Origin of the sequence: Spirabiliibacterium mucosae (assembly GCF_014884965.1) — a bacterium.
Lineage (GTDB): Bacteria > Pseudomonadota > Gammaproteobacteria > Enterobacterales > Pasteurellaceae > Spirabiliibacterium > Spirabiliibacterium mucosae.
This window is the reverse complement of the sequence record NZ_JABTBO010000029.1, coordinates 1-25,339: the sequence shown is the minus strand read 5'-3', so window position 1 is coordinate 25,339 and position 25,339 is coordinate 1. Positions and strand designations below refer to the sequence as shown.

The window sequence follows — 25,339 nt, the reverse complement described above, 5'->3', positions numbered from 1 at the left end:
TGTGGAAACTGCTAAACCTGAGCTATCTGTTGGCGATAATGGTAATAACTCTATTGAAGGAAATACTAATGATGATATTCTCATCGGTGATAAAGGTGGTAGTGAAACTCGATTTACACCTGGTGTTGATTACAATGTTAGCATTCTTTTAGATATTTCAGGATCAATGAAGACATTTAGGGCTTCGAACGGATCAACATATTTGGAGATGGCAAAAGAGGCATTGTCTAAATTTGCTGAGCATATAAAAGATCATACTGGGAAGGTTAATGTGCAATTTGTTACATTTAGTGACAGTGCCAAACAAATCTTCTCGATAGATGATTACACTTCTGACCCTGTTGGTAGTGAGCAGAAGCTAAAAAATGCTATTAATAATATTAATGCTGGTGGTGAGACTAACTATGAGGCTGCCTTTAAAACAGTATTGCCATGGATCACCAAACATCAAGGTAATGGTTATACTAATACAACCATTTTCCTATCGGATGGTGTACCAAATGTTAATGATACTTTACTCGGTAAAGTAAATAAAAACATGGAGAAAGATGATGTAAATAGAGCTATTACTGAGTATAAGAAGGTGGCTGAAGTGAGTGAAGTTCATGCGATCGGCTTTGGTAAAAAAGAAATGCCGAGTGGGCAAAGAATGGAAGACTCCTTGCAGTTTTTTGATAATACAGGTGGAACCGGTGAGTTTAAATCCCTTGATATAACTGCTGCAGGGGGGCCTAGTGTCACCACTGTTAAATTTACAGGTAATACAGGTGAGGCTCTTATTACTAGTGATACCGATGAATTATCAAATATCTTGGTTAATGGCTCTGTTACTAAGAGTCTACTTGATGTAGGCAGTGATAGTATTGTAGGTAACTCTGGTGATGATCTCTTATTTGGTGATGTATTAAATACAGATCATTTGTCTTGGAATGATAATGGTGTTGATCACATGGCTGGCAGCCATGATGGAGAGAGCTATAGTGCTTTGGTTGAGTACATTAAATGGGATAAAATAGTGGAAATGAGCCGACAGAAACTCAAATTATTGAACATCTCAAAGAACATTGGAGTGATTATTTAGATAATAGTAATCACGGTGCTAATGACACCATCAACGGTGGTGATGGCAATGATATCATCATCGGTGGTGCAGGCAACGACAAACTAACTGGTGGCGCAGGTGCAGATCAGTTTGTGTACAATCTACATGGTGGTAACGGCAACGATACCATCACCGACTTTGATAAAGCACAAGGTGATAAGATTGTAATCAAAGGCACCGAGGTGGACTTTAAAGCCAGTGATAAAGGTCATGCAGAATGGAATGCGTCTGAGCATAAACTCACATTCTACTCAGGTGATACTTATCAGTATGAAAATAGCGTAACCGTCAATGGTGCATCAGGTTCAAGCCTTGATGAGTTCTTGAGAGCGAACGTTGAGTTCTTAGTCTAAGCCATAAAAGTGCGGTCACCGCACTTTACCCCACACAAAACCCCACCAACAGGTGGGTTTTTATTACTTCACGTTTAAATAGCGTTTAACCGCACTTTGTATTTTTCAAAGAACAAAATTCAGTAATTCACCCCGCCTCGGAATAAGATGCTGAGGTGTGCCTAAAATGCTAGGCGAGTGAGGGTGTGATCCCTCAGTGATTAGCAATTTGGCGCTAAGCGAATATATTATGGACAGGGGCAAATGCCGTTTCTTTGCTTCCTTTTTTTGGGCAAGCAAAGAAAGGAAGTCGCCAACAGCGAAAACGATAGTGATGACGGAGTAGTGAGAGAGAAAAGGCCGCCCGCCACAGGCGAAACTGCGTTATAAAACCCAAAGTGCGGTCATCGCTTACCGATAAAGCCCACACCCCAGCTGCTCTTGCCATTAGTCATGCCTGCTACTTCAGCGGCGTTGTCACCGTAGAACTTGGCATCAAATCGTGTTTCGCTTTTATCCAAGCTACTGCGCGCAGTGCCACCAAAAACATTGCCAAGCGCTTTGCCCTTTAACGTGATGTCTGTGGCGCGATTGTGAATGGTGCCAGTGATATCCCGGGTGGCAAAATCGACCGTCATATTAAAGTCGCCTTCGTAGCTATCTTCTTTTGCGTTATCAGAGAGATAAAGCGAATGGCCGGAGTATTTGGCCTCTCCTGAAGTGGGCATCTTCTCTGTTGCCATGCCGTAATAAAACAAGAACAATTTTTTATCCACGCCCTCGTCAACTGCGCCTAGGCGTGAGAATTGATATTGCCCACAACAAACCGCTTTGAAGGCGCCGTTGGCTTGATTACTGACCGTCCAGCGGTGTTGATGACTCGGCATAATATCAATGGCAACCCCGTCGAGCATGATTTTATTCAGCCCCTTGGCCTGCACGTTGCCCAGTTGAACGGCTTGTGTGCGGTCTTCTTTTTCTGGGTCGATAGTCATCACGGTGCCAACGAGGCCTTTAGCATTTTGCCCAATGTACGGGACACTTTTGTCATTTGGGTTATTATCTCCGCCATCGCCGCCACCGCTGCCGCACGCGATAAGCACACTGGCGCAAAGTGCGGTCAGCGTGAGTTGAGTGAGTTTTATCATCCTGCCTTGCATAGCTATCTCCTTAGTTGAAGTGGGTCTTTATAGCATAACAAAAATTGCCCAATAACGCATTATTATACAAAGTGCTGCCGGTGGTGCCAGTGGGCGTTAGGAGAGTATTGTTACTAAAAATCTCGATTTAGTCAGTTAGCCTTATAGTTCGAGTGATTTCATGATTTGATGTATAGGCTGTGAATTGACTAATTTCTTCTAACGTTAGTCGATGAAAACTTTCAGCCTTGTTGATTAAGTTTGGTAGCAATCTTTGTATTTCTTTGTGTGCATTTGGGCTAACAATATTAAGGATAAGATAATGATTGCTGAAGAAGAAATGTCGTGCATAGATGACAAAATTGTCGCTCGTCCGATTATAGCCGTTTCTGTGACGCCACGTTCGCAGCGTCCACTCTTCTCGATATAGAGCAATGTGGATCTTGTTAATCAAGCTGTCCATTGCTTGAGGATTATTTTCAAATTGACCATAATGCCCTAGAAAATCGGGGTATCGGCCTGTGTCATGAAATAGAGCAATACCAACGGCTATTTTTTCAACAAAGGGATCTCTTTGTAGGTCACTGTGAATGATAACGCTCGATTTCATTTTAGAGTTTAACTGCGATTTTTGCCATTGCCTCATTAATTTCCGACTGCGTCACGGTTACATCCTTAATGCTAACAATTTCCACGCCATATAAACGCTCTTTTATGTGCTGAAGGTGAACTTCAAGCGTATTCTTTGCACTTGATAATCGCTTAAACTCGGAAAAATAATGATTAAAAATTTCTTTTTCAAATCGTGCTTTAATCAACACGATTCCATAATTCAATGCATTATTAACAAGAGTTAAACCGCTTAACTCTTTTTCGTCAATATGCTTGATTCTTGCTTTGATACTTATATTCAGTTTTTGCAAGGTGGCGGTTAATCGTTCGATTGACTCGAAAATATCGCTCACTAGCACATCTTGCTGTATCATCACTTGAATTTGTTCAACATCGTTCGATATATCATGCAATAGAGCACCGTTAGCTGTAGCTGTTGATAAGCCAAGGCTAAGACTTGCTAAAAGTGCTTTTGCTGATTGTGCTTTTTTCATCGCATTATCGCCATAAATCGCTGTACTGTATATCGTATAACCCTGTATTTTTACCACATAAAAAAGTTGGTTATGGAAGGTGGTGGCGGAAGGTCATGGGAGTTGAACCCACCCAAGACTGCTGGCAGCCTTAACAGGATTTGAAGTCCTGCCGCTTCACCGGAAACGACGACCTTCCAAAGCAGTGGCATTATACGTCATTTTCATTAAAATAGCATTAATCTCATCGCTAAAGGAAATGTTATGACCCAACTTTATCGTGATCTGCCCAGTGTCGACAAGGTGATCAGCGCCCCTGAAGGCCAAGTGCTGGTGGCCAAGTTTGGGCATAGTGCGGTGGTGGCGCAGCTGCGCGTGATTTTAAGCCAAGCGCGCCAAGCGATTGCCCACCAGCAGCCCTTTCCGCGATATTTAACCGATTTTTCTATGCTGTATAAAAAGCTCCAGCATGATTTGACCGCACTTTGCCAAGTGCAGATGCGCGCGGTGCACAACCTCACCGGCACCGTGCTGCACACCAATTTAGGCCGCGCACTGTGGCCAGTTAGTGCCCAGCAGGCGGCGCTGAGTGCGATGCAACATAATGTCGCGCTTGAGTTTGAGCTCCAAAGCGGCACGCGTGGCCACCGTGATGGCTTTGTCAGCGCACTGTTGGCGCAGTTAACGGGCTGTGAGGCGGCCTGTGTGGTGAATAATAATGCCGCGGCGGTGTTGCTGCTGCTGTGTACTTTTGCGCGCGGCAAAGAGGTGATTATCTCCCGCGGTGAGTTGGTGGAAATTGGCGGCGCGTTTCGCATCCCGGATATTATGCAGCAAGCCGGCTGCGTGTTGAAAGAGGTGGGCACCACCAATCGCACCCATTTGGCGGATTATCGCGACAATATCAACGAAAATACCGCACTTTTAATGAAAGTTCACCCAAGTAATTATCATATCAGCGGCTTCACGCAATCGGTCAGTGAGCAAGCCCTGGCGCAGCTGGCCCACGAGCATAACTTGCCGCTGGTGAGTGATTTGGGCAGCGGCGCGCTCATTGAGCTTGACCAATTTGGCCTGCCACAAGAGCCAACACCGCAGGCGATGTTGCGCGCGGGGGTGGATTTGGTCTGTTTTTCTGGCGACAAGCTCCTCGGCGGCCCGCAGGCGGGCATTATTGTCGGCAAAAAAGCGATGATTGAACAGCTCCAGCGCCACCCGCTCAAACGGGTGCTGCGCTGTGATAAAGTGATTTTAAGCGCGCTGGAGGCCACGCTGCGCGATTATCTTTTGCCTGAAAAAGTGCCTGAGCGCAACCCTACATTGCACCATTTGACCCAAACCACCGCTGAGCTTGAGCAAAGTGCGGTGCGCTTGGCGCAAAAATTGCAAGAAAAGCTTCAGCAAGATTACGACATCGCCGTCACGCCAAGTTTGGCGCAAATGGGCAGCGGCTCGCAGCCTGAATTCACGTTGGCGTCGGTGGCGGTGACGGTGGCGCCACGCAGCGGGAATCATAGCGATTTAATGCAACTGGTGCGCAGCCTCAAGCAGCTCAGCCAGCCGATTATCGGGCGCATTGAGCAGCAAAAATTGTGGCTCGATTTGCGCTCACTGGCGAGCCTTGACGCCCTGTTAGCCAGCGTGGATGAGTTATGATTATCGCCACCAGCGGCCATGTTGACCATGGCAAAACGGCCTTGATTGAGGCGCTCACCGGCCAGCACACCGCCCATCTGCCCGAGGAAAAAAAGCGCGGCATGACGATTGATTTGGGCTATGCCTACTTGCCGCTTGACGACGGGCGCGTGCTCGGTTTTATTGACGTGCCGGGGCACTCGAAGTTTTTATCTAATATGCTTGCCGGCCTCGGCGGGGTGGATTATGCCATGCTGGTGGTGGCCGCCGATGAGGGCATTATGCCGCAAACCGACGAGCATTTGACGATTTTATCCCTGCTTGATTTCAAGCAAATTATGGTGGTGATCACCAAAGCCGACAAAGCCAGTGAAAGTGCGGTCGAGGCGTTGATCAATACGCTCAAAGCGCGCTACGTGGCGCTGCGCCAAGCGCCGTTTTTTGTCACCTCCACCCGCACGGGGCAAGGCATCCGCGAGCTTTGCCAGCGCTTGTCAGGCTTGGATAACGACGACACCCACAAGCACCCGTTTCGCTACGCCATTGACCGCACTTTTACGGTCAAAGGCGCGGGCACCGTGGTCACGGGCACGGCTTTTAGCGGCCATGTCAAACTCGATGATATGCTCTATCTCTCGAGCCAGTTGGCGCAGCTGGTGCGGGTGAAAAATATCCACGCACAAAATCAAGTCAACGTGGTTGGGCTAGCCGGCGAGCGGTTGGCGCTGAATCTAGTCGGGCGCGAGAGTAGCCAAATTCAGCGCGGCGATTGGTTGTTTGACAGCCCACACGCGCTGGCCTGCGATCGCCTCACCGTGCTGCTCAACCCTGTGGTGGCGCTCAATGCCTCGCAGCCGGTGCATATTTATCACGCCGCCAATCACATCACGGGCAAATGTACCCTGCTTGAAGGCCAGCGCGCCCAAGCAGGCGAACAGGTGCTGGCGGAGCTGACCTTGCAGCAAGGGCTCTTTTTGTGCGCGCAAGATAAACTGATTTTGCGCAGTGGCGACAACAGCCACACGGTGGCGGGCGCCAAGGTGGTTGAGATTGACTCCCCCGTGCGCTACAAACGCACGCCGCAGCGCTTGAGTTATCTCCATCGCCTACTTGACGCGCGCAGCAGTGGTGAGCGCATTGCCGCCTATTTAAGCCAAAAGAGTGTGTCAAAAGCGTATTTGTGCTGGGTTGAGCAGCTCACCGCCGAGCAGTTTTATGCCCAGCAACAAGCCCTCGGGTTTCACTGCGTGGCGGATTTTTGCTTTGATGAAGCCAGCCGCCAAGCGCTGCGTGAGCAAATTTTGGCAAGCCTCACGCGCTATCATGAAGACAACCCTGATCAAATCGGCGTGGCGAAAGCGCGTTTGGCGCGCATGGCGGCAGTTAAGCAGCCCAGTGCGGTGATGTATTACTTAATTGAGCAGTTGCTGAGTGAAAAAGCGCTGCAACAAAGCCGTGGCTGGCTGCATTTGCCGAGCCACAAAATTGCGTTTAACGCTGAGGAAACCGCACTTTGGCAACAGATCTACGCCGAATTTCTCCGCCAAGGGCAGGCGATTTGGGTGCGGGATTTAGCCAATCAATTTGAGCAGCCTGAGCGCGAGATGCGCAACTTTCTCTACAAAGCGGGCAAGCTGGGCTATTTAACCCCTGTGGTGCGCGACAGGTTCTTCCTCACCGAGGAGATTGAGCGCATCGCCAAGCTGATTAAAGCACACGTTCAGCGCGAGGGTGGCATTTCAGTCAATGAATTGCGTGATGCGCTTGGCTTTGGGCGCAAGCTTACGGTGCAGTTGATTGAATATTATGACAAGTGCGGTTTTTTGTGGCGGCGGGGCAATCGCCATGTGCTGCGCGACGGCGATCTGTTCTAATAAAAAACCTTCTCAAGCGAGAAGGTTTTTTGATATTGGGTGTTGGTTACTGTTTGGTTTTCAACAAATCACGGATTTCAGTAAGCAAAGTTTCTTCGGCAGAAGGGGCGGCTGGTGCTGGCTCTTCTTTTGGTTGCTCTTTTTTCATTTTGTTGAGGCCTTTAATCACCATGAAGATCGCAAAAGCGATGATCACGAAATCAAACACAGTTTGAATGAAGGTGCCGTAGTTCAAGGTTACCGCTGGGGTTTCACCCACCGCTTCTTTCAACACGATGTGCAAATCTTTGAAGTCCACGCCGCCGGTCAACAGGCCCAGCACAGGCATAATGATGTCGCCCACAAATGAGCTCACAATTTTGCCAAAGGCACCGCCGATCACAACACCGACAGCCATATCTACTACGTTACCGCGCATTGCAAATTCGCGGAATTCTTTCATCATACTCATAATGTATCCTTAGTGGTTAAAAAATAATCTATAAAAAAGATTGGCGGTATTATAATCACTATTAAAAAAATGTAAAGCATTATTTTATATACTGTTAATGCTTTACACTATTTCCGCCAATAACTTGGGAACAACAGCACCAAAAGAGTCATGATTTCAAGGCGCCCGAGCAGCATGCCAAACGACATCAGCCACTTGCTGATATCCGGCACATCGGCAAAGTTGCCACTTGGCCCAACATTTGGCCCCAGCCCCGGCCCCACGTTGCCCAGCGAGGTCATCGCGCTACTGAGCGCATCCAGCGGCGCCATGCCAGTGAGCGAGAGCAAAATCGACAGCACCACAATCGAGCCGAAAAAGCAGAAGATAAACACGATGATCGCCAAAATGGTGTCGTCGGAGACTTTTTTGCGGTTGAACTGCACCGGGTGGATGCTGTTGGGGTGGATCAGCTTTTTAATTTCACGCTTAAGCAAAGTGAAAATGATTTGAAAGCGGAAGATTTTGATGCCGCCGGCGGTGGAGCCTGAGCAGCCGCCGAGCAAAAACGCAAAGGCAAACACCAGCGTGGTGGTGCTTGTCCAGGTGTCGAAATCCGCCAGCGTGTAGCCGGTGGTGGACATGATATTGACCAAGGTGAACAAGCTAATGCGAATGCTGTCGTGCAAATCGTAGGTGTGATTAAAATATAACACCGCCGCCATCGCCAGCCCCACCACCATTACAAAGCTAAAAAAGCCGCGCACTTGCTGATCGCGCAGCAAAATCGACAATTGCCGCTTGTGGCCGGCTTGAATGTAGAGCAAAAACGGCACTGAGCCTAAAAACATAAACAAAATGCATACCCACTGGGTGGCGGCGGAAAACTCACCCATGCCGCCATCGCGCGAGGAAAAGCCGCCGGTGGAAATGGTGGTGAAGGTGTGGTTGATGGCGTCGTACAAATTCAGCCCTGTGAGCATATAGGCGACAATGCAAAGTGCGGTCAAAATGAGGTAAAACTGCACAATATTTTTGGCGATGTCTTTGGTGTGCGGCATGCTTTTTTCTGACCAATCGGACGATTCGGCGCGAAACAGCGTCATGCCGCCGGCGTTCAAAAATGGCAAAATCGCCACCGCCATCACAATCACCCCCAAGCCGCCAATCCATTGCAGCATCGCGCGCCACATCAGCAAACTTGGCGCAATTTCGCTTAAATTCGACAGCACGCTGGAGCCGGTGGTGGTCAGGCCCGACATGGTTTCAAAATAGGCGTCACTGAGCGAAATATGCTTAATAAATATAAACGGCAGTGCGCCAAACAAGCTTATCGTAAACCAAATCAGCACCGTCAGCAGCAGCATGTCGCGCACCCGCAGCTGCATCCGCTCGGGCTTTTTCAAGGTGAACAAAAAGCCGACGCTGAAAATCAAAATAAACGCCTGCGCAAACTCACTCAAGCCCGCCCCGTTGGTTAAAAGTGCGGTCGCCAGTGGCAGCAGCATCAGCAGGGCGATTTTGTTGAGCACCGAGCCGAGCGTGTAGAGCAAAAAGGTCGAGTTAAACATAATCAAATAAAAAATGGAGTTGGCTGAAAGAGTTTTTCCACATCGGGAATTTGTTTTTTATCATTTAAAAAGACCACTACATGGTCGCCATCTTCAATGGTCGTATTCTCTTTGGCGATGATCACCTCGTTGTTGCGTAAAATCGCGCCCACAATGCAGGTGGATGGCAGCTTAATCTCAGACAATTTGCGCCCGACCACGTGAGAGGTGGTGCTGTCACCGTGGGCGATGATTTCCACCGCTTCAGCATTGCCGCGGCGCAGCAGCGCGACATTTTTGATATCGCCCTTGCGCACATAGGCCAGCAGCGCGGAAATGGTCGATTGCTGCGGCGAAATGCCAATATCGATCGTGCCGCCTTGAATCAAATCCAAATACGCAATGCGCTGAATTAGCACCATTGCCTTGGCCGCGCCAAGCCGCTTAGTCAGCAGCGCCGACATAATATTGGCCTCATCGTCGCTGGTGAGGGCAAAAAACACATCAATGTTGTCGATATGCTCTTCAAATAGCAGCGACTGGTCGGAGGCGTCGCCGGTGAACACCAAGGTTTTCGGCAATTTTTCTGCCAAAATCTCGGCGCGTTGTGGGTTGCGCTCAATCAGTTTGACGCGGCATTTATCTTCCAATAATTTGGCCAAGCCCGCGCCAACGTTGCCGCCACCGACAATCATCACGCGTTTGTAAGGCCGCTCAAGGCGCTGCAATTCACTCATCACCGCGCGAATGTGGTTGGTGGCGCAGATAAACACCACCTCGTCGCCGGCCTCAATAATGGTGGAAGCCTGCGGGCGGATGTAGCGATCTTGGCGGGTGATGCCAACAATGCGCGCGTCAATGTGCGGCAAGTGTTCCTTCAAGGCGGAAATGGCATAGCCCACCAGCGGGCCGCCATAATAGGCCTTCACCACTGCCAAGCTGATGCGTTTGTCGGCAAAGTGTGCAATTTGCACCGCGCCTGGGTAGTCAATCAAATTGGCGATGTCGTCAATCACCAGTTTTTCCGGCGCGATGATGTGATCGATTGGGATCACATCCGTTTGGAACAAGCGGTCTTTTTCCCGCAGGTAGTCGTTGTTACGAATGCGCGCAATTTTGGTCGGTGTGCCAAATAAGGTGTAGGCGATTTGGCAGGCCATCATGTTGGTTTCATCACTGCTGGTGACCGCCACCAGCATGTCGGCGTCGCCCGCGCCAGCTTCACGCAGCACTCGTGGCGAGGCGGCGTTGCCAAACACCACGCGCAGGTCGTATTTATCCAGCAGGTTATTGAGCCGCTGCTGATCGTTGTCGATCACGGTGATGTCGTTGTCTTCGCTGACCAAATTTTCTGCTAACGTGCCGCCCACTTGACCTGCACCGAGAATGATGATTTTCATTAACTTCCTTATCTCGCCGTTTTGGTTAATTTTGCGTAATAAAACCCGTCGCCGCCATCAATTTGTGGCAAAAATTGCCAACCGACCGCACTTTCATCTTCGTCAAACACGCTCACGAGTTTGGCATCAGGCGTGTGGTTTAAAAATGCCGCGATCTGCTGCGAATTTTCCGCTTTAAGCAGCGAACAGGTGGCATAAAGCAGCGTGCCGCCGACTTTAAGTTTGCCCCAAAGTGCGGTCAAAATCGCCTTTTGTAGCGCCACCAGCGCGGGGATGTCTTGTTCTTGGCGCAGCCATTTAATATCAGGATGGCGGCGAATCACGCCCGTGGCAGAACAAGGCGCGTCGAGCAAAATGCGGTCAAACATCACGCCTGCATCAAGCCAAGTATCGGGCGCGCTGGCATCACCGCAAATCACCTCGGCTTGCTGGCCCATGCGCGCAAGATTTTCCCGCACGCGGGCTAGGCGCTCAGGCTCGATATCCAACGCCGTGACCTGCGCTTGCGGTGCGCGCGCGAGAATGTGCGTGGTTTTGCCGCCCGGTGCGGCGCAGGCATCGAGCACGCGCTCGCCGTTTTGCGCATCGAGCAAAATCGCCGCCCACTGGGCGTGGCAGTCTTGCACCGCCAGTGCGCCATCATCAAAGTGCGGTAATTTGTCCACCGCGCAAGGTGCGTCTAAGCGCAAAGCGCCGTCGGGTTGACCTGCTTCAGCGCGGATGTTGTGCTCATGCAGTGCCGCGAGGTAGTCCGTCACTGTCCATTTGGCGCTGTTGACGCGCAGCCACATCGGCGGCTTGGTATTATTCGCCTCAATAATCTCGCGCCAATCGTTGGGATAATCTTTTTTTAATCTATTGACCAGCCACTCGGGGTGGAGGGTTTGCCAGTGTTTGTCCACCGTCGCTAAAATCGCCTCTTGCTCGCGCAAAAAGCGGCGCAGCACGCCGTTGACCAGCGCGCGAAAGCTCGGCATGTTCAGCGCCTTGGTGGCGTTGACCACCTCATCGACCGCCGCGTGGGCTGGGATGCGGGTGTAGAGAATTTGATAAAGCCCAACGAGCAACAAGCAGTGGACAATGCGCGTTTTGCCTTTCAACGGCTTGTTCACCAGCTGCGCGACGATGCGCTCAAGGCGCGGCAACACGCGGCAAATGCCATAGCAAATTTCTTGCAGCAATGGCATATCCTGCGCCTTGATTTGCCCTTGGTAGGCCGGCAACAAGGTGGCGAGGGACTGGCCATGATAGCGCACTTGTGCGATGATCTCAGCCGCCGCCGCGCGGGTGGAAAGTGCCCTTTGCCTCATGCAAGCACCTGCCCTGTGTGGAACCAATCACCGCGCCCGTTGGCAAAATCCGCAATAGACATCGGCTTTTTGCCTGGCGGCTGCAGCTCGGTGATGTTCAACACTCCTTCGCTACAGGCAATTTGCAAGCCGTGTTTGTCAAACGCCAGCACGGTGCCTGGAACCGCACTTTGCGTTTTCGGCAACACCTCGGCGTGATAAACCTTGATATTGTGCACTTTGCCTTGCACCTCGTGCGGGAAGTAGCTGACAGGCCATGGGTTGAAGGCGCGAATGCAGCGCTCCAGGCTGACCGCACTTTGTGCCCAGTCGAGCTTGGCTTCTTCTTTGCTTAATTTTTGGGCATACGTGCTGTCGGCATCATGTTGCGCAATGGGCGTAAATTCCCCCGCGCGCAGGCCATCAAGCACCGTGAGCAGCGCATTGGGCGCGATGGCGGCGAGCTTGTCATACAAACTGGCGGATGTTTCGTTGGCATCAATCGGGCAGCGCACTTTGTGCAGCATCGCGCCGGTGTCCAACCCCGCATCCATTTGCATAATGGTCACGCCGCTTTCTTCATCGCCCGCCCACACCGCGCGCTGAATCGGCGCCGCGCCGCGCCATTTCGGCAGCAGCGAGCCGTGCACATTCAAGCAGCCAAAGTGCGGTGCGTCCAACACCGCTTGCGGCAGCAGCAAGCCATAGGCCACCACCACCATCACATCGGCGTTGAGCTGCGCCAGCTGCGCTTGTGCTTCAGCTTTTCGCAGGCTTTTGGGCTGAAACACGGGCAAATTGTGTGCCAGAGCCAGCTGCTTGACCGCACTTTGGGTTAAGCGCTTGCCGCGCCCGGCGGGTTTGTCAGGCTGAGTGTAAACCGCCACCACCTCATGGCGGCTGTCAATCAGCGCGCGCAAATGCTCGGCGGCAAATTCAGGGGTGCCAGCAAAAATATTTTTAACGGGGCGTTGTCAGTCATCATCCACGGCTCGCCAAACGGTTAAGTTTTTCCATTTTTTGCTTGATGCGTTGGCGCTTCAGGGGCGATAAATAATCCACAAACAACACGCCATTTAAGTGATCAATTTCATGCTGAATACAAATCGCCAGCAAATCATCGGCCTCTAGGGTGAATTCTTTGCCATCGCGGTCGAGCGCCTTGACGGTCACTTTTTCCTTGCGCGGCACAAAGCCACGGCAAGTCGGCACCGAAAGGCAGCCTTCTTCAATTCCTGTCTCGCCACTTGAGGCGATAATTTCAGGGTTGATCAGCACCAGCTGGTCTTGCTTGTCGCCTTCAATATCAATCACAATCACGCGCTTGTGCACGTCCACCTGGCTTGCCGCCAGCCCAATGCCTTGATCGTCATACATGGTGTCAAACATATTCTCCACCAACGCACGAATCTCATCGTCCACCTGCGCCACCAGCTCGGCCTTAGTACGCAAACGCTCATCAGGATATTTTAAAATCGGTAAAATACTCATAATTCTCAACATAAAAAAGGGTTTAACTGTTTATTGTAATGTTTTTTTATGTATGAATAAAGGCCCTTATAGATAATTTGCAAGATTACTAATGCTATGATCTTTAATGCTTTTTTCGATTGCATTGAGTATAAGGTTCTTTGATGAACTCTTTGCTTCACAGCAATTTTTGTTTTTGATTGCCAAAAAAAGCGCTTCGTGACGCTCAATGGCTGGGATTGCTTGTTGAATATTAGTTTCTAGTGTCTGATCAAATGTTATCTGCATAGATGCGGCTAACATGTTGTTCAATGAGGAAAGAAAAGGGTTTTTACTCGCTTTGATAATGCTTTTGTGAAAGAGGTTATCTCCTTGTAAAAATAAGTCTCGATTACTTGTATCCAAAGCTCTTTTCATCATATTCAGACCCAATTCAATACCGTATAGATCTTTATCGTCCCGATTTATTGCTGCTTGGACACAGATGTTAGGCTCAAAGGTTAGACGAGCAATGAGTAATTTTTCAACAAAAAGTAACTTTTTTTGTCCTAATAAATAAAGCTAAAATGTCACTATCTAACCAATCCCATTCTTCAATTGGATTTATAGAGCTAGCTTTTTTGGGTTGGATAGTAATGACATTTTTGTTAGCCAATGCTTGTAAAGCAGAACGAACAGATGTTCTCGAAACACCAAAATCAGCGCACAAGTCATGTTCGCTGGGAAGTAGCTCGGCCATTGAGTATTGGCCACAGATAATTCGATCAAGAATTTTTTTTGAATTGAAGTTCAGATTTCAACATAACTATTTATTTTAAAAGGAATAATATCCCAATTATAATTTATCCCAAGAATTTTTGAAAATTATTTTTGTTTTAATTATTTTTAATGTGATTTTTGTCACAGAAAAAATATCTTTATTTAATATATTCTTGTCATACAAGATTTGTTGTGGAGTTTTATATGAGAATAGTTGATTTTAAAACTTTAATGTTGCACCTAGGTGGGGATTTATAAAAATAATTACAGATGAAGGAATTACCGGCTGGGGAGAGCCTTGTCTAGAGGGTAGAACTTATACGGTACATGCTTGTGTTAAAGAGTTAATGGAATATCTAATTGGAAAAAATCCTCTTGATATAGAAGATCATTGGAATGTACTTTATCGCTCTTCTTTTTATCGAGGAGGTCCAATTATGATGAGTGCCTTAGCGGGTATAGATCAAGCTCTATGGGATATTAAAGGAAAATATTTTGGTGCTCCTGTGTATCAACTATTGGGAGGTAAATGTCGAGATAGAATGAGAATGTACTCTTGGATTGGTGGAGATAGGCCTAGTGATGTTGCAAAAATGGCGAAAGATAGAAAAAATCTAGGCTTTGATGCTATCAAAATGAATGCAACAGAAGAATTAAACTTTATTGATGATTATTCAAAAGTAGATGCATTGCTAGAGCGGGTACAAGCGGTCCGAGATGCAACAGATCCAGATTTTGGTATTGCAGTTGATTTTCATGGCCGTGTGCATAAAGCTATGGCAAAAATATTGATGAAAGAATTATCATCTATGAGATTAATGTTTGTTGAAGAGCCTGTCTTATCTGAACATTTTGATTCTATTAAAGAAATTGCACAATATGGAGCAATTCCAATTGCAACAGGTGAAAGATTATATTCTCGTTGGGATTTTAAACATATTTTAAGCCATGGTGGTGTAGATATTATACAGCCAGACGTCTCTCATTGTGGAGGCATCACAGAATTGAAAAAAATAGCCTCTATGGCAGAAGCTTATGATATTGCTGTCGCGCCTCATTGCCCACTTGGTCCGATAGCATTGGCATCATCTTTACATTGTGATATGAGTACCATAAACGCAGTTATTCAAGAGCAGAGTATAGGTATTCATTACAATCAAGGCTGTGATGTTTTGGATTATATGATAAATAAGGAGGTTTTTGAATTTGATCAAGGATATTGTGAAATAATTAAAGGAAATGGGTTGGGTATTCATATTAATGAAGAATTTATTGAATCTCAGAATAGGAAAACGAGCCATTGGCGAAATCCGATTTGGAGAAACAAAGATGGATCTTTTGCTGAATGGTAAATAATTTTTAATGAATAAGGATTTGATTATGAAATACAGTATGAAATTAGCTATTCCACTTTCATTGTTAACTTTTTCTATGAGTGTAATTGCAGCTGATTATAATTGGAATTTCCAATCTTCAGATCAACCAGGAGATGATGCATTTAAGTTTCAACAAAATTGGGCAAAAGAAGTAGAAAAAAACTCAAATGGTAAAATACACATTAATGTTCTTGGCGCAGGCTCAGTGGTTGAACACAATCAAACACTTGATTCTATAGGCATGAACATCATCCAAGGAGATTTTACCGATCCCTCATATTTTTCAGGAAAAGACCCTGCTTTTGCCTTATACGGTAATTTAATCGGTGCGTGGAGCAACCCTAAAGATCTTATTGACTTTATGTATAATGGTGGTGGATTTTCTGTTGCTAATGAGTTATTAAATAAATATGGTGTGCAACTTTTAGCAGTAAGTACAGTTGGTGTAGAATCACTAGTGTCTAAAAAACCTATTAGAAATATCAATGAATTACATGGTGTTAAGGTAAGGGCTCCTGAAGGATTGGTTCAGGTTTTATTTAAAAATTTGGGGGCATCTCCAGTGAATTTACCTGGTTCAGAAGTTTATACCTCGTTAGTAGAAAGGGGTTATTGATGCATCCGATTATTCTATCTTTGCTCGTAATGAAGCAAATGGAATGAATGATATCGCCAAATATCCAATTCATCCTGGCTGGCATTCTATGCCAGTAAATCAAGTAACGCTCAATAAGAAAATTTATGATGGACTACCAGATGATTTAAAAGAAGTGTTGAATAAGGCAGGAAAAGAATATGCAGAAGGATTTTTAGCGATGCACCAAAAGCTTGATGAAGAAGCAGTTAAAAATCTAAAATCAGATATCACTATTATAGCCTGGGATCCTGAAGAAGTTGCAAAGGTTAGAGAAGTTGCAACAAAAATGTGGCCTGAATGGGCAAAAAAATCTGCAATGTCTCAAAAATATTATGATACGGTAATGTCATATTTAAAGAAAAGGTATGGTTAATTAGACATTGTAAGCCTTTTGAAATATTTCAAAAGGCTTTATTTAAATGAGGATAATGTATGAAAAATGAGAGTGTCGAAAAAATAAAATGACATATATCGATTCTATTATAGAAAGAATTGGTCATTATTTATCGTGGCTATATTTGTTAATAGTATTTATATCTTTTTATGAAATCGTATCTCGTTATATTTTTAATAATCCGACTGACTGGGTTCATGAAACAAGTATTGCTCTAGCTGCTTTTTTAATGATATATGCTGGATTATTTTCATTTGGTAGGGATAAACATATTCGTGTTCCTATCCTCCTTGACCGTGTAAAAATCTCCATGAGAAGAAAATTAGAATTTTTGGTAATGTAATTACTCTAATTTATCTAATCCTCCTTGCATATGCGAGTTTCTTTATTGCGAAAAGCGCAGTTTTTCACCTTCAGGAGAAATTTCACTTGAGCGTTCTGGATCTGCTTGGAATCCACCAATACCAGGATTATTGAAAGCCTCTTTGTTTATTCTTTTTGATTTTTGTATTCAAGTTATTTTAAAATGAGAAGAAATAAAAATTAGGGGAAAGTTATGTTTGGTTTATCAAATTTAGGAATAGAAACCGTTACGACCATTATGTTTATCATAATGTGTTTGTTGCTGGTAACAGGTGTTCCATTAGCTTTTTTGACAGGATTAGTCGCAACATTGCTGGCTGTTGGTTGGTTTTCTCCTGACATACTACCTATGATTGTTAACCGTGTCTATGGTTTTATGACCAGCTATTCCTTATTAGCTGTTCCTATGTTTGTTCTAATGGCTTCTTTGCTAGATAAAACTGGAATTGCAAAAGACCTATATAATGCAATGTGGTTAACTACTCGTAAATTTCGGACAGGTGTTGCTTTGCAAACAGTATTGATTGGTGTTTTTCTTGCAGCGATGTCTGGTATTATTGGTGGAGAAACAGTTTTATTGGGATTGTTAGCACTACCACAAATGCTGCGGTTAGGTTACAACAAAAATTTAGCTATTGGTACAGTGGTTGCTTCAGGAGCGTTGGGAACTATGGTTCCTCCAAGTATTGTATTAATCATTTATGGCTTAGTTGCCTCAGTTTCTATTGGTGATCTTTTTACTGCAAGCTTTGTTCCCGCCTTTTTGTTAGCGGGAATGTATCTTCTATATATAGTTATTCGTGGTAAACTTAATCCAGATATGCTTCCAGATATTCCAGAGGATGAAAGAAATAGAGAAATAAGTAGAGAGGAAAGAAGAAAAGCAAGAATTGATATAGCACTACCAGCATCAATAGCCTTACTTGTATTGGGTAGTATTTATGGTGGAATTGCCTCGGTCACAGAAGCTGCTGCCGTTGGTGTGATTGCTGTTATTCTTGTTTCACTTTATCGACGCGAACTGAGCTTTAAAATCGTTAAGGAAGCATCATATACAACCATGCAAACATGTGGAATGATCATGTGGATTGGTGTGGGAGCATATATTTTAGTTGGCATTTATAATTTAGTTGGTGGCAATCGATTTGTAGAATCCTTGTTAGTAGGATCAGGATTACCCCCTGTTGGAATTATTCTTATTATGATGCTTATCCTCTTTATCTTAGGATTATTTTTAGATTGGATAGGTATTGCTATGCTTACAATGCCAATTTTTGTTCCTATTGTTCAAAATTTAGGCTTTGATCCAGTTTGGTTTGGTGTATTGTTTTGTGTCAATATGCAGGTTTCGTTTCTGTCTCCTCCATTTGGACCCGCAGCTTTTTATCTCCACAGTGTTGCTCCTGAGGGGATTGAATTAACGGATATTTTTAAATCAGTTTTGCCTTTTATTTGTATCCAACTAATTTTACTTACTTTGCTTATTTTGTTTCCTGAAATTGCACTTTTCTTAGTAAATTAAAAGTGTGAAGCTTAACCTAAAATACAGTATAAATAGTTTATTTAAGCTCAAGATCTGATTAATATTTTCTCTTTTTGGAGAAGATGTTATGGATCTTGAGTTTTTATTACGCATCAATCAGCTGCCGCAGTTTGGGGTGGCGAAGTTGACGCGCTTGTTGAAAAAGGTGGATGCGCAGTGGCTGCTGGCGGTAGATGCGGCGGATTTGCAGGCGCTGGGGTGGTCGGCGGCCCAAATTCGCCGCTGGCAAACACCTTTGCCGCGCAGTATTACGCCGGCGCTTGAGTGGGCACAAAAGTGCGGTCAGCGGGTGGTGAGTTATTTTGATGAGGACTACCCGTTCTTGCTCAAGCAAATTGCCGCCGCGCCGTTGTTGCTGTTTGTTAAAGGGCAGGCGAGTTTGCTCAGTGAGCCGCAGCTGGCCATGGTGGGCAGCCGTGAGTGCTCGGATTATGGCCGCTATTGGGGGGCGTATTTCGCGCAAAAATTGGCCGCGCAAGGGTTGGTGATCACCAGTGGCATGGCGCTGGGCATTGACGGAGTGTGTCATCAGGCCGCGCTTGATTGCGGCGGCAAAACCATCGCGGTGCTCGGCTGTGGGCTCAATCATATTTATCCAAAACGCAATCAAGCGCTGGCGGCGCAAATTGTTGAGTGTGGCGCAATGGTGTCGGAATTTGTGCCCGACCAGCCACCGCTGGCGGAAAACTTCCCGCGGCGCAATCGCATTATTTCGGGTTTGAGCATGGGCACGCTGGTGGTGGAGGCTGATATCCGCAGCGGCTCGCTGATCACCGCCCGTTATGCCCTTGAGCAAAACCGCGATGTGTTTGCGCTGCCAGGAGCGGTGCAAAATCAGTACAGCCGCGGCACGCATTCGCTGATCAAACAAGGTGCGATGTTGGTGGAGGATTACACCGACATTATGGAAAACATCCAATTTCAGCCCCACGCGCAGCCGCAGTTGAGCTTTGAAGAGGAAGTGGAGGTGCAAAGCACACCATGCAGCCACCCAGAATTGTTTGCCCATTTGGGCTATCAGCCGATTTGCGTTGACGATCTCGCCCAGGCCAGTGGCTTGTCGGTCAACGACGTGCTCACGCAGTTGCTGGATTTGGAGCTTGAGGGCGTGGTGGTGAGCAAAGAGGGCGGATATTCGCGCGCGTAACTTGCCAAATTTGTGTAAGCGGTTAATATAAACAAAAACCGTGGAGATTTATGGCAAAGTCGTTGTTTACCCCTGCACCCATTGAGCGCGAGCACTGCCCAAAGTGCGGTGGCGAGCTGACGCTGAAAACGGGCAAATATGGGCTGTTTTTAGGCTGCAGCCACTACCCGCAGTGCGATTTTATCAAGCCCTTGCAGCAGCACAAAAGCAAAGTGCTGAAGGTGCTTGATGCCAGCTGCCCAAAGTGCGGTCATCCGCTGGTGCTGCGCCAGGGGCAATACGGCATGTTTATCGGCTGCAGTCATTACCCCGAGTGTGATGTGATTATGCACAACGACAGTGCGCCTGATGAGGCGCTGCCCGCCTGCCCACAATGCCAGCAAGGCCAGCTGGTGGCGCGCCGAGGGCGGGCTGGCAAGGTGTTTTATGGCTGTGACAACTTCCCACGCTGCCGTTTCAGCCTTTCGCACAAGCCCGTTGCCACGCCGTGCCCAAAGTGCGGTTTTGCCCTGAGCGTTGCCCACAGTGACACCCAATTGCAGTGCGCCAATCGCGCCTGTAATCACATTTTTGAACAAGAAGAAACTGATGCAAAAACATGATCTTATCAAGGCATTAAAACAAGGCGAGGTGATTGCCTACCCCACCGAGGCGGTGTTTGGCCTCGGCTGTGACCCGAATAATCAACGTGCGGTCACCCAACTGCTCGCCTTAAAACAGCGCCCCGTTGACAAAGGCTTGATTCTTGTTGCACCGCACTTGGCCTTTTTGCGTCCGTTTATTGAGGAAGACAAACTGCAAAGTGCGCACTGGGCGAGATTGAGCCAACCCAGCGCACGCCCAACCACTTGGGTGGTGCCCGCCCGCGCTGGCACACCGCACTTTTTAACCGGCCGATTTGACACCATTGCCGTGCGGTTGTGTACGCACCCTGCGGTTGTGTGGCTGTGTGAACACGCGCAGATGGCGCTCACCTCCACCAGCGCCAATCTCTCCGGCCAAGCGCCGTGCCGCACAGCGCAGGCGGTGAAGCAGCAATTTGGCGAGGGCTTCCCCGTGTATGAAAGTGCGGTCGGCGGCGTGCAAAATCCGTCAGAAATCCGTGATATTTTCACCAACACCATTATTAGGCAGGGATAAATGAAACAGCAATACGCCGTGTGGGGCAACCCGATCGCGCAAAGCCGATCGCCTGAGATTCAACAACACTTTGCCAGCCAATTTGATTTGCCGCTGGATTATACTCGCAAACTCGGTGACGAGGTGCGTTTTGAGCAGCAATTAGCGGATTTTTTTGATCACGGCGGGCAAGGCTGCAATATCACAGCGCCCTTTAAAGCCCGTGCGTTTGCTTTTGCTGATCAGCACAGCCAACGCTGTGAGCTTGCACAAGCAAGCAATACATTAAAAAAATTGCCCAATGGACAGATTTATGCCGACAATACCGACGGCCCAGGCTTGGTCAGTGACCTTGAGCGCCTTAATCTCTTGCACGCAGGCGATGCGCTTTTAATGCTCGGAGCCGGTGGTGCCGCCCAAGGGGTGATGCTGCCACTGCTGCAGGCGGGCGTGCGCATCACGCTGGCCAACCGCACTTTGGCCACCGCACAAGCCGTGGCTGAGCGCTTTGCACCGTTTGGTGACATCACCAGTTGCGCCCTTGAGGCGATTCCTGACCAAGCGTACGCCGTGGTGATCAACGCAACCTCGCTCGGCTTGCAGGGCAAGGTGGCGGATGTTGCCCCAGCGGTGATGCAAAAGTGCGGTGCGGCTTATGATATGCAATACAGCAAAGGCGCACCAACGCCGTTTTTGGCTTTTGCGCAGCAGTGTGGCGTGAGTGTGCGCCATGACGGCTTTGGCATGTTGGTCGGGCAGGCGGCGCATGCGTTCGCGTTGTGGTTTGACAAAATGCCGTCAATTGAGCCAGTGTTGGCAACGTAGGATAAAACTTTGTGATCTGCGTTAAATAAATGTAAATTCACAGGTGCATTGTTACGCACAGTTATAGTACACTTCGCGGGAAACTTGTTTAATTTTAATGTTTTGCCCGAGAAGGAGAGTGCATGACAAATCACACCCCCCACTTGAACAAACCTGAAAATCCGCAAGGCAGTCGCTTTTTACGTACGGTGGAATGGCTTGGTAACGCCTTGCCCCACCCGGTGACACTCTTTTTTATCTTTATCATGGCGTTGTTAATTGCCTCTGCCATTGGCGCTCACTTTGGGCTCTCCGTGCCCGACCCGCGCCCTGAGGGAGCCAAAGGCCGCGCCGCCGATGGCGTGATTTATGTGGTCAGCTTGTTAAATCAAGAAGGCATCGCCAAAATTTTTACCAACTTAGTTAAAAACTTCACCAACTTTGCCCCGCTTGGCACCGTTTTGGTTGCCTTGCTCGGGGTTGGCATTGCTGAGCGCTCTGGGCTGTTGTCGGCCACTATGCGCTTGGTGGTGCTCAAAGCGCCGCGCAAACTCACCACATTAGCGATTGTGTTTGCCGGGATCATGTCCAACACCGCCTCAGAGCTTGGCTATGTAGTGTTGGTGCCGTTGGCCGCGATTATCTTCCACTCCCTTGGGCGCCATCCACTCGCTGGCCTTGCTGCCGCCTTTGCGGGGGTGTCGGGCGGGTATTCTGCCAACTTGTTGCTCGGCACCATTGACCCATTATTGGCCGGGATCACGCAACAAGCAGCACAGATTATTGACCCAAGTTATACCGTCGGCGTTGAGGCCAACTGGTATTTCATGTGCGCTAGCACATTTATGATCGCCATCATCGGTTATTTCATTACCGAAAAAATCGTTGAGCCGCAGCTCGGGCCTTATCAAGGCGGCGGTGTCGACAGTGAAGAAATCGCACTGCGTGAATCAAATGAAGTCACCGCACTTGAGCGTAAAGCACTGCGTTATGCAGGTGTGACCTTCTTGCTGCTGTGCGCGTTGCTCGCCTGGACGGTGGTGCCAGCCGACGGCATTTTGCGCAACCCTGAAACCGGGCTTGTGACAGGCTCACCATTTTTGAAATCCATTGTGGCCTTTATTTTCTTCCTCTTCGCCATTCCAGGGATTGTGTATGGCTGGGTGGCCAAAACCATCCGCAACGACAAAGATGTGGTTGACGCCATGGCTGGCGCGATGAGCACCTTGGGGCTTTATTTGGTGATCATCTTCTTTGCTGCGCAATTTGTGGCGTTTTTCAACTGGACCAACATTGGGCAGGTGATTGCGGTCAAAGGTGCCAACTTCCTCAATGAAATTGGCCTGCACGGTGGTGTGCTGTTTATCGGCTTTATTTTGATCTGTGCTTTCATCAACTTAATGATTGGCTCGGCTTCAGCACAATGGGCGGTGACGGCGCCGATTTTTGTCCCGATGCTGATGCTCGCCGGCTACGCGCCTGAAACCATCCAAGCGGCCTACCGTATTGGAGATTCGGTCACCAACATCATCACCCCAATGATGAGCTACTTCGGCTTGATTATGGCGGTGGTGATCAAATACAAAAAAGATGCCGGCGTCGGCACACTGGTTTCCATGATGCTGCCGTACTCCATGGCGTTTTTGGTGGCGTGGTCATTGATGTTCTTTGTTTGGGTCTTTGTATTAGGCTTGCCAGTGGGGCCAAATTCACCGATTTACTATTCCCCAAATTAATTTAAATTAGATTTTTATTCTGCAAAAAGCCCGTTTCTGTGTATTTATGACGGGCTTTTATCCCCAACCGCACTTTTTATTAGCTGTGGTTGCGTTTTCTGCAACATAATCTATTGTACTCTAGGGCGGCGCTAGGCTTTTGTTTACACAAATTATCGTATAACATACGTTAGGTGAGAAAATTGCAAAATTTAACAATTTTCCAGAATTTTATTTTTAGGAGGTTTGAAGTATGGCTAAAACACAAACGCCACCTTCACGTGAAACATTTTCTGGCCGTCGCGCGTTTATTTTCGCCGCGATCGGGTCAGCCGTCGGCTTAGGGAACATTTGGCGTTTCCCTTATGTTGCCTACGAAAACGGCGGCGGCGCCTTTATTTTCCCTTACGTAGTCGCGCTGTTGACCGCCGGTATCCCGCTGCTTTTCTTGGAATATGCCATTGGGCATAAATACCGCGGTTCACCGCCGCTGGCGTTTCGCCGCTTGTTCAGCGGGATGGAAACTATCGGCTGGTGGCAGGTGTTAATCTGCTTTATCATCAGCATTTATTATGCGGTGATCATCGGCTGGGCCATCTCGTACACCTATTTCTCCGTCAACCACAGCTGGGGTGCGGACCCATCAGCCTTCTTCTTTGGCGATTACCTACAAATGGCCAAAGAGCCTGGCGTGCGCTTTGACTTTGTGGCGCAAATCACTTGGCCATTGCTGGCGGTGTGGGTGATTGTTATCGCCATTTTGGCCTTTGGTGTGCAAAAAGGGATTGCTAAATCTTCTTCTATCTTTATGCCACTTTTGTTGGTGATGTTCTTAATTTTGGTGGTGCGTTCACTCTTCTTGCCAGGCGCGGCAGAAGGGCTCAACACGCTGTTCACACCTGATTGGAGCAAACTGACGGATGCTGGCGTGTGGGTGGCCGCCTACGGGCAAATCTTCTTCTCATTGTCTGTTGGCTTTGGGATTATGCTCACCTACTCCTCCTATTTGAAGAAAAAAGAAGACTTAACAGGCTCAGGCTTGGTGGTTGGCTTTGCTAACAGCAGTTTTGAATTGCTCGCAGGTATCGGGGTGTTTGCCGCACTCGGCTTCATGGCCATGGCTTCAGGCAAGCCTGTATCAGAGGTTGCCGCCTCAGGTATCGGCTTGGCCTTTATCGCCTTCCCAACCATCATCTCCGAAGCGCCATTTGGTGAGTTTATCGGCGTGCTGTTCTTCGGCTCTTTGGTGTTCGCAGGCCTAAGTTCGTTGATTTCCTTGCTGGAGGTGATTATCGCTGCGGTGCAAGACAAACTCGGCATGCAACGGGTGAAAGCCACCTTAGTGGTGAGCATTCCGATGATGTTAATTTCAGTATTGCTCTTCCCAACTACCACTGGCCTTGCGCTGCTCGATGTGGTTGACGCCTTTGTCAACAACTTCGGCATTGTGGCGGTCGCCTTGATCACCGTGATGTTCTTGGTGGCAGGTGTGTGTGCGCTGCCAAGCTTGCGTAACCATTTGAATGCCACCTCATCATTTAGATTAGGCCGCAAATGGCAGATTTTCGTGGGCGGTATCACGCCTGTGATCTTAGGCTATATCCTGATCAGCGAAATCGTTAAACGCCTGTCTGAAGGTTACGGTGGCTACCCAAGCTGGTTTGTGAATATTTTCGGCTGGGGCATGGCGGTCGGCTTGATTGTTGTGGCCTTTATCCTGTCACGGCTGAATTGGTCAAAACGCTCTGGGTTATATCAGCACGACATCGACGGCACACCGGTTGCGCCACCAATTTTGGATCGTCAGTTAGATTACAAAATCATTGAACGCCGCCAAGCCAAGGGGCTTGAGGTCGCGACCCAAGATGGGCCCGTCAATCAAGTCACCACCATTGACAAGGAGTAAGCAATGAATACATCAGCAATTATCATGATGGTTGTTTCTCTTGTGATTATCTGGGGCGGATTAATTGTCGCACTCAAGCGCCTGCCGCCAGATGTTGAGTCGCAAGATTAAGGCAACACACTATAACAAACGCCCTGAGTTTAAGGGCGTTTTGTTTTAAAAATAAGCAAGCAGATAATTTTTCCTATTTTTTCGAAAAAGGGATTGACATAAATTCTCCCTGGAGTATTATGTGCCTCCCTTCCACGACATCCTTGAGATGTGTGGAAC

The 25,339-nt window shown here is 47.8% G+C and carries 25 protein-coding genes, 1 tRNA gene and 3 pseudogenes; 17 read left to right on the top strand and 12 right to left on the bottom strand.

All coding sequences use genetic code 11. The annotated features are described in order from the left end of the window. From HPC37_RS09610 to HPC37_RS11105, 3 genes and pseudogenes are all read left to right on the top strand, one after another. On the top strand, nt 1–1,081 hold a 1,081-nt coding region (locus tag HPC37_RS09610; protein WP_208122903.1), incomplete at its 5' end, for a VWA domain-containing protein. Beyond that, nucleotides 1,042–1,149: pseudogene (locus HPC37_RS11315) on the top strand (hypothetical protein); the annotation flags it as partial. The gene HPC37_RS09610 and the pseudogene HPC37_RS11315, both read left to right, overlap by 40 nt. Nucleotides 1,150–1,194: 45 nt before the next feature. After that, entirely contained in the window at nt 1,195–1,455 is a 261-nt protein-coding gene (locus tag HPC37_RS11105; RefSeq protein ID WP_282435413.1) for a hypothetical protein, read from the top strand. A gap of 383 nt (nt 1,456–1,838) precedes the next feature. On the opposite strand, the gene HPC37_RS09600 is transcribed toward HPC37_RS11105, so the two are convergent. The 4 genes from HPC37_RS09600 to HPC37_RS09585 all read right to left on the bottom strand — a co-directional run bounded on the left by HPC37_RS09600 (nt 1,839) and on the right by HPC37_RS09585 (nt 3,857). Continuing rightward, a complete protein-coding gene (locus HPC37_RS09600; RefSeq protein ID WP_208122902.1) occupies nt 1,839–2,594 on the bottom strand; it encodes a Slam-dependent surface lipoprotein in 756 nt (251 codons plus the stop codon). Between the two features lie 127 nt (nt 2,595–2,721). Further along, nucleotides 2,722–3,183 (bottom strand): type II toxin-antitoxin system YafO family toxin, encoded by a 462-nt coding sequence (locus HPC37_RS09595; protein WP_208122909.1) that lies wholly within the window; start codon nt 3,181–3,183, stop codon nt 2,722–2,724. 1 nt (nt 3,184) lies between these two features. Then, nucleotides 3,185–3,679 (bottom strand): hypothetical protein, encoded by a 495-nt coding sequence (locus HPC37_RS09590; protein ID WP_208122901.1) that lies wholly within the window; start codon nt 3,677–3,679, stop codon nt 3,185–3,187. Nucleotides 3,680–3,762: 83 nt separating this feature from the next. Beyond that, nucleotides 3,763–3,857 (bottom strand) — tRNA-Sec (locus HPC37_RS09585). Nucleotides 3,858–3,922: 65 nt separating this feature from the next. On the opposite strand from HPC37_RS09585, the gene selA reads away from it, so the two are divergent. Next, complete coding sequence (gene selA / locus HPC37_RS09580) at nt 3,923–5,314, top strand: L-seryl-tRNA(Sec) selenium transferase (RefSeq protein ID WP_208122900.1); 1,392 nt, start codon at nt 3,923–3,925, stop codon at nt 5,312–5,314. Continuing rightward, nucleotides 5,311–7,167, top strand: a complete 1,857-nt coding sequence (selB, locus tag HPC37_RS09575; RefSeq protein ID WP_208122899.1) for a selenocysteine-specific translation elongation factor — start codon at nt 5,311–5,313, stop codon at nt 7,165–7,167. The genes selA and selB overlap by 4 nt, the downstream gene beginning before the upstream one ends. Nucleotides 7,168–7,213: 46 nt before the next feature. Here selB and mscL read toward each other — a convergent pair whose 3' ends face one another. From mscL to HPC37_RS09535, 8 genes are all read right to left on the bottom strand, one after another. Beyond that, nucleotides 7,214–7,618 carry a large-conductance mechanosensitive channel protein MscL gene (gene mscL, locus HPC37_RS09570; RefSeq protein ID WP_208122898.1) on the bottom strand — a complete coding sequence of 135 codons (405 nt, stop codon included), beginning with the start codon at nt 7,616–7,618 and terminating at the stop codon, nt 7,214–7,216. A gap of 107 nt (nt 7,619–7,725) precedes the next feature. After that, nucleotides 7,726–9,168: a TrkH family potassium uptake protein gene (locus HPC37_RS09565; protein ID WP_208122897.1), complete on the bottom strand. Its 1,443-nt coding sequence runs from the start codon at nt 9,166–9,168 to the stop codon at nt 7,726–7,728. A 2-nt stretch (nt 9,169–9,170) separates the two neighbouring features. After that, the gene (gene trkA, locus HPC37_RS09560) at nt 9,171–10,547 is read right to left on the bottom strand and encodes a Trk system potassium transporter TrkA (RefSeq protein WP_208122896.1); all 1,377 of its coding nucleotides are present in this window, start codon (nt 10,545–10,547) and stop codon (nt 9,171–9,173) included. 8 nt (nt 10,548–10,555) lie between these two features. Then, nucleotides 10,556–11,857, bottom strand: coding sequence for a 16S rRNA (cytosine(967)-C(5))-methyltransferase RsmB (rsmB, locus tag HPC37_RS09555; protein WP_208122895.1), 1,302 nt, complete (start codon nt 11,855–11,857; stop codon nt 10,556–10,558). Further along, the gene (gene fmt / locus HPC37_RS09550) at nt 11,854–12,792 is read right to left on the bottom strand and encodes a methionyl-tRNA formyltransferase (RefSeq protein WP_208122908.1); all 939 of its coding nucleotides are present in this window, start codon (nt 12,790–12,792) and stop codon (nt 11,854–11,856) included. The genes rsmB and fmt overlap by 4 nt, the downstream gene beginning before the upstream one ends. Before the next feature lie 25 nt (nt 12,793–12,817). Next, nucleotides 12,818–13,327, bottom strand: a complete 510-nt coding sequence (gene def, locus HPC37_RS09545) for a peptide deformylase (protein WP_208122894.1) — start codon at nt 13,325–13,327, stop codon at nt 12,818–12,820. 66 nt (nt 13,328–13,393) lie between these two features. Further along, nucleotides 13,394–13,819 carry an FCD domain-containing protein gene (locus tag HPC37_RS09540; RefSeq protein WP_208122907.1) on the bottom strand — a complete coding sequence of 142 codons (426 nt, stop codon included), beginning with the start codon at nt 13,817–13,819 and terminating at the stop codon, nt 13,394–13,396. 10 nt (nt 13,820–13,829) lie between these two features. After that, on the bottom strand, nt 13,830–14,078 hold the full coding sequence (locus HPC37_RS09535; RefSeq protein WP_345790037.1) for a FadR/GntR family transcriptional regulator: 249 nt from the start codon (nt 14,076–14,078) through the stop codon (nt 13,830–13,832). A gap of 226 nt (nt 14,079–14,304) precedes the next feature. Here HPC37_RS09535 and dgoD point away from each other — a divergent pair. From dgoD to HPC37_RS09475, 12 genes and pseudogenes are all read left to right on the top strand, one after another. Then, a pseudogene (gene dgoD / locus HPC37_RS09530) lies at nt 14,305–15,417 on the top strand (galactonate dehydratase); the annotation flags it as partial. A gap of 28 nt (nt 15,418–15,445) precedes the next feature. Then, the gene (gene dctP, locus HPC37_RS11100) at nt 15,446–16,057 is read left to right on the top strand and encodes a TRAP transporter substrate-binding protein DctP (protein WP_208122892.1); all 612 of its coding nucleotides are present in this window, start codon (nt 15,446–15,448) and stop codon (nt 16,055–16,057) included. A gap of 43 nt (nt 16,058–16,100) precedes the next feature. Further along, nucleotides 16,101–16,451: a type 2 periplasmic-binding domain-containing protein gene (locus tag HPC37_RS11095; RefSeq protein WP_282435411.1), complete on the top strand. Its 351-nt coding sequence runs from the start codon at nt 16,101–16,103 to the stop codon at nt 16,449–16,451. Between the two features lie 88 nt (nt 16,452–16,539). Then, nucleotides 16,540–16,815: a TRAP transporter small permease subunit gene (locus HPC37_RS09515; protein WP_208122891.1), complete on the top strand. Its 276-nt coding sequence runs from the start codon at nt 16,540–16,542 to the stop codon at nt 16,813–16,815. A 213-nt stretch (nt 16,816–17,028) separates the two neighbouring features. Beyond that, the gene (locus tag HPC37_RS09510) at nt 17,029–18,357 is read left to right on the top strand and encodes a TRAP transporter large permease (protein ID WP_208122890.1); all 1,329 of its coding nucleotides are present in this window, start codon (nt 17,029–17,031) and stop codon (nt 18,355–18,357) included. Between the two features lie 88 nt (nt 18,358–18,445). Next, nucleotides 18,446–19,525: a DNA-processing protein DprA gene (dprA, locus tag HPC37_RS09505; protein ID WP_208122889.1), complete on the top strand. Its 1,080-nt coding sequence runs from the start codon at nt 18,446–18,448 to the stop codon at nt 19,523–19,525. A gap of 50 nt (nt 19,526–19,575) precedes the next feature. Then, nucleotides 19,576–20,127 (top strand): DNA topoisomerase family protein, encoded by a 552-nt coding sequence (locus tag HPC37_RS09500; RefSeq protein ID WP_208122888.1) that lies wholly within the window; start codon nt 19,576–19,578, stop codon nt 20,125–20,127. Further along, nucleotides 20,114–20,665 carry an L-threonylcarbamoyladenylate synthase type 1 TsaC gene (gene tsaC, locus HPC37_RS09495; RefSeq protein ID WP_208122887.1) on the top strand — a complete coding sequence of 184 codons (552 nt, stop codon included), beginning with the start codon at nt 20,114–20,116 and terminating at the stop codon, nt 20,663–20,665. Before HPC37_RS09500 ends, tsaC begins: the two co-directional genes overlap by 14 nt. Further along, entirely contained in the window at nt 20,666–21,469 is an 804-nt protein-coding gene (gene aroE, locus HPC37_RS09490) for a shikimate dehydrogenase (RefSeq protein WP_208122886.1), read from the top strand. A gap of 122 nt (nt 21,470–21,591) precedes the next feature. Continuing rightward, complete coding sequence (locus tag HPC37_RS09485) at nt 21,592–23,184, top strand: AbgT family transporter (RefSeq protein ID WP_282435408.1); 1,593 nt, start codon at nt 21,592–21,594, stop codon at nt 23,182–23,184. Nucleotides 23,185–23,416: 232 nt separating this feature from the next. After that, nucleotides 23,417–24,898, top strand: a pseudogene (locus tag HPC37_RS09480) (sodium-dependent transporter); the annotation flags it as partial. A 174-nt stretch (nt 24,899–25,072) separates the two neighbouring features. Continuing rightward, entirely contained in the window at nt 25,073–25,180 is a 108-nt protein-coding gene (locus HPC37_RS09475) for a methionine/alanine import family NSS transporter small subunit (RefSeq protein WP_208122884.1), read from the top strand. Nucleotides 25,181–25,339 lie beyond the last annotated feature (159 nt).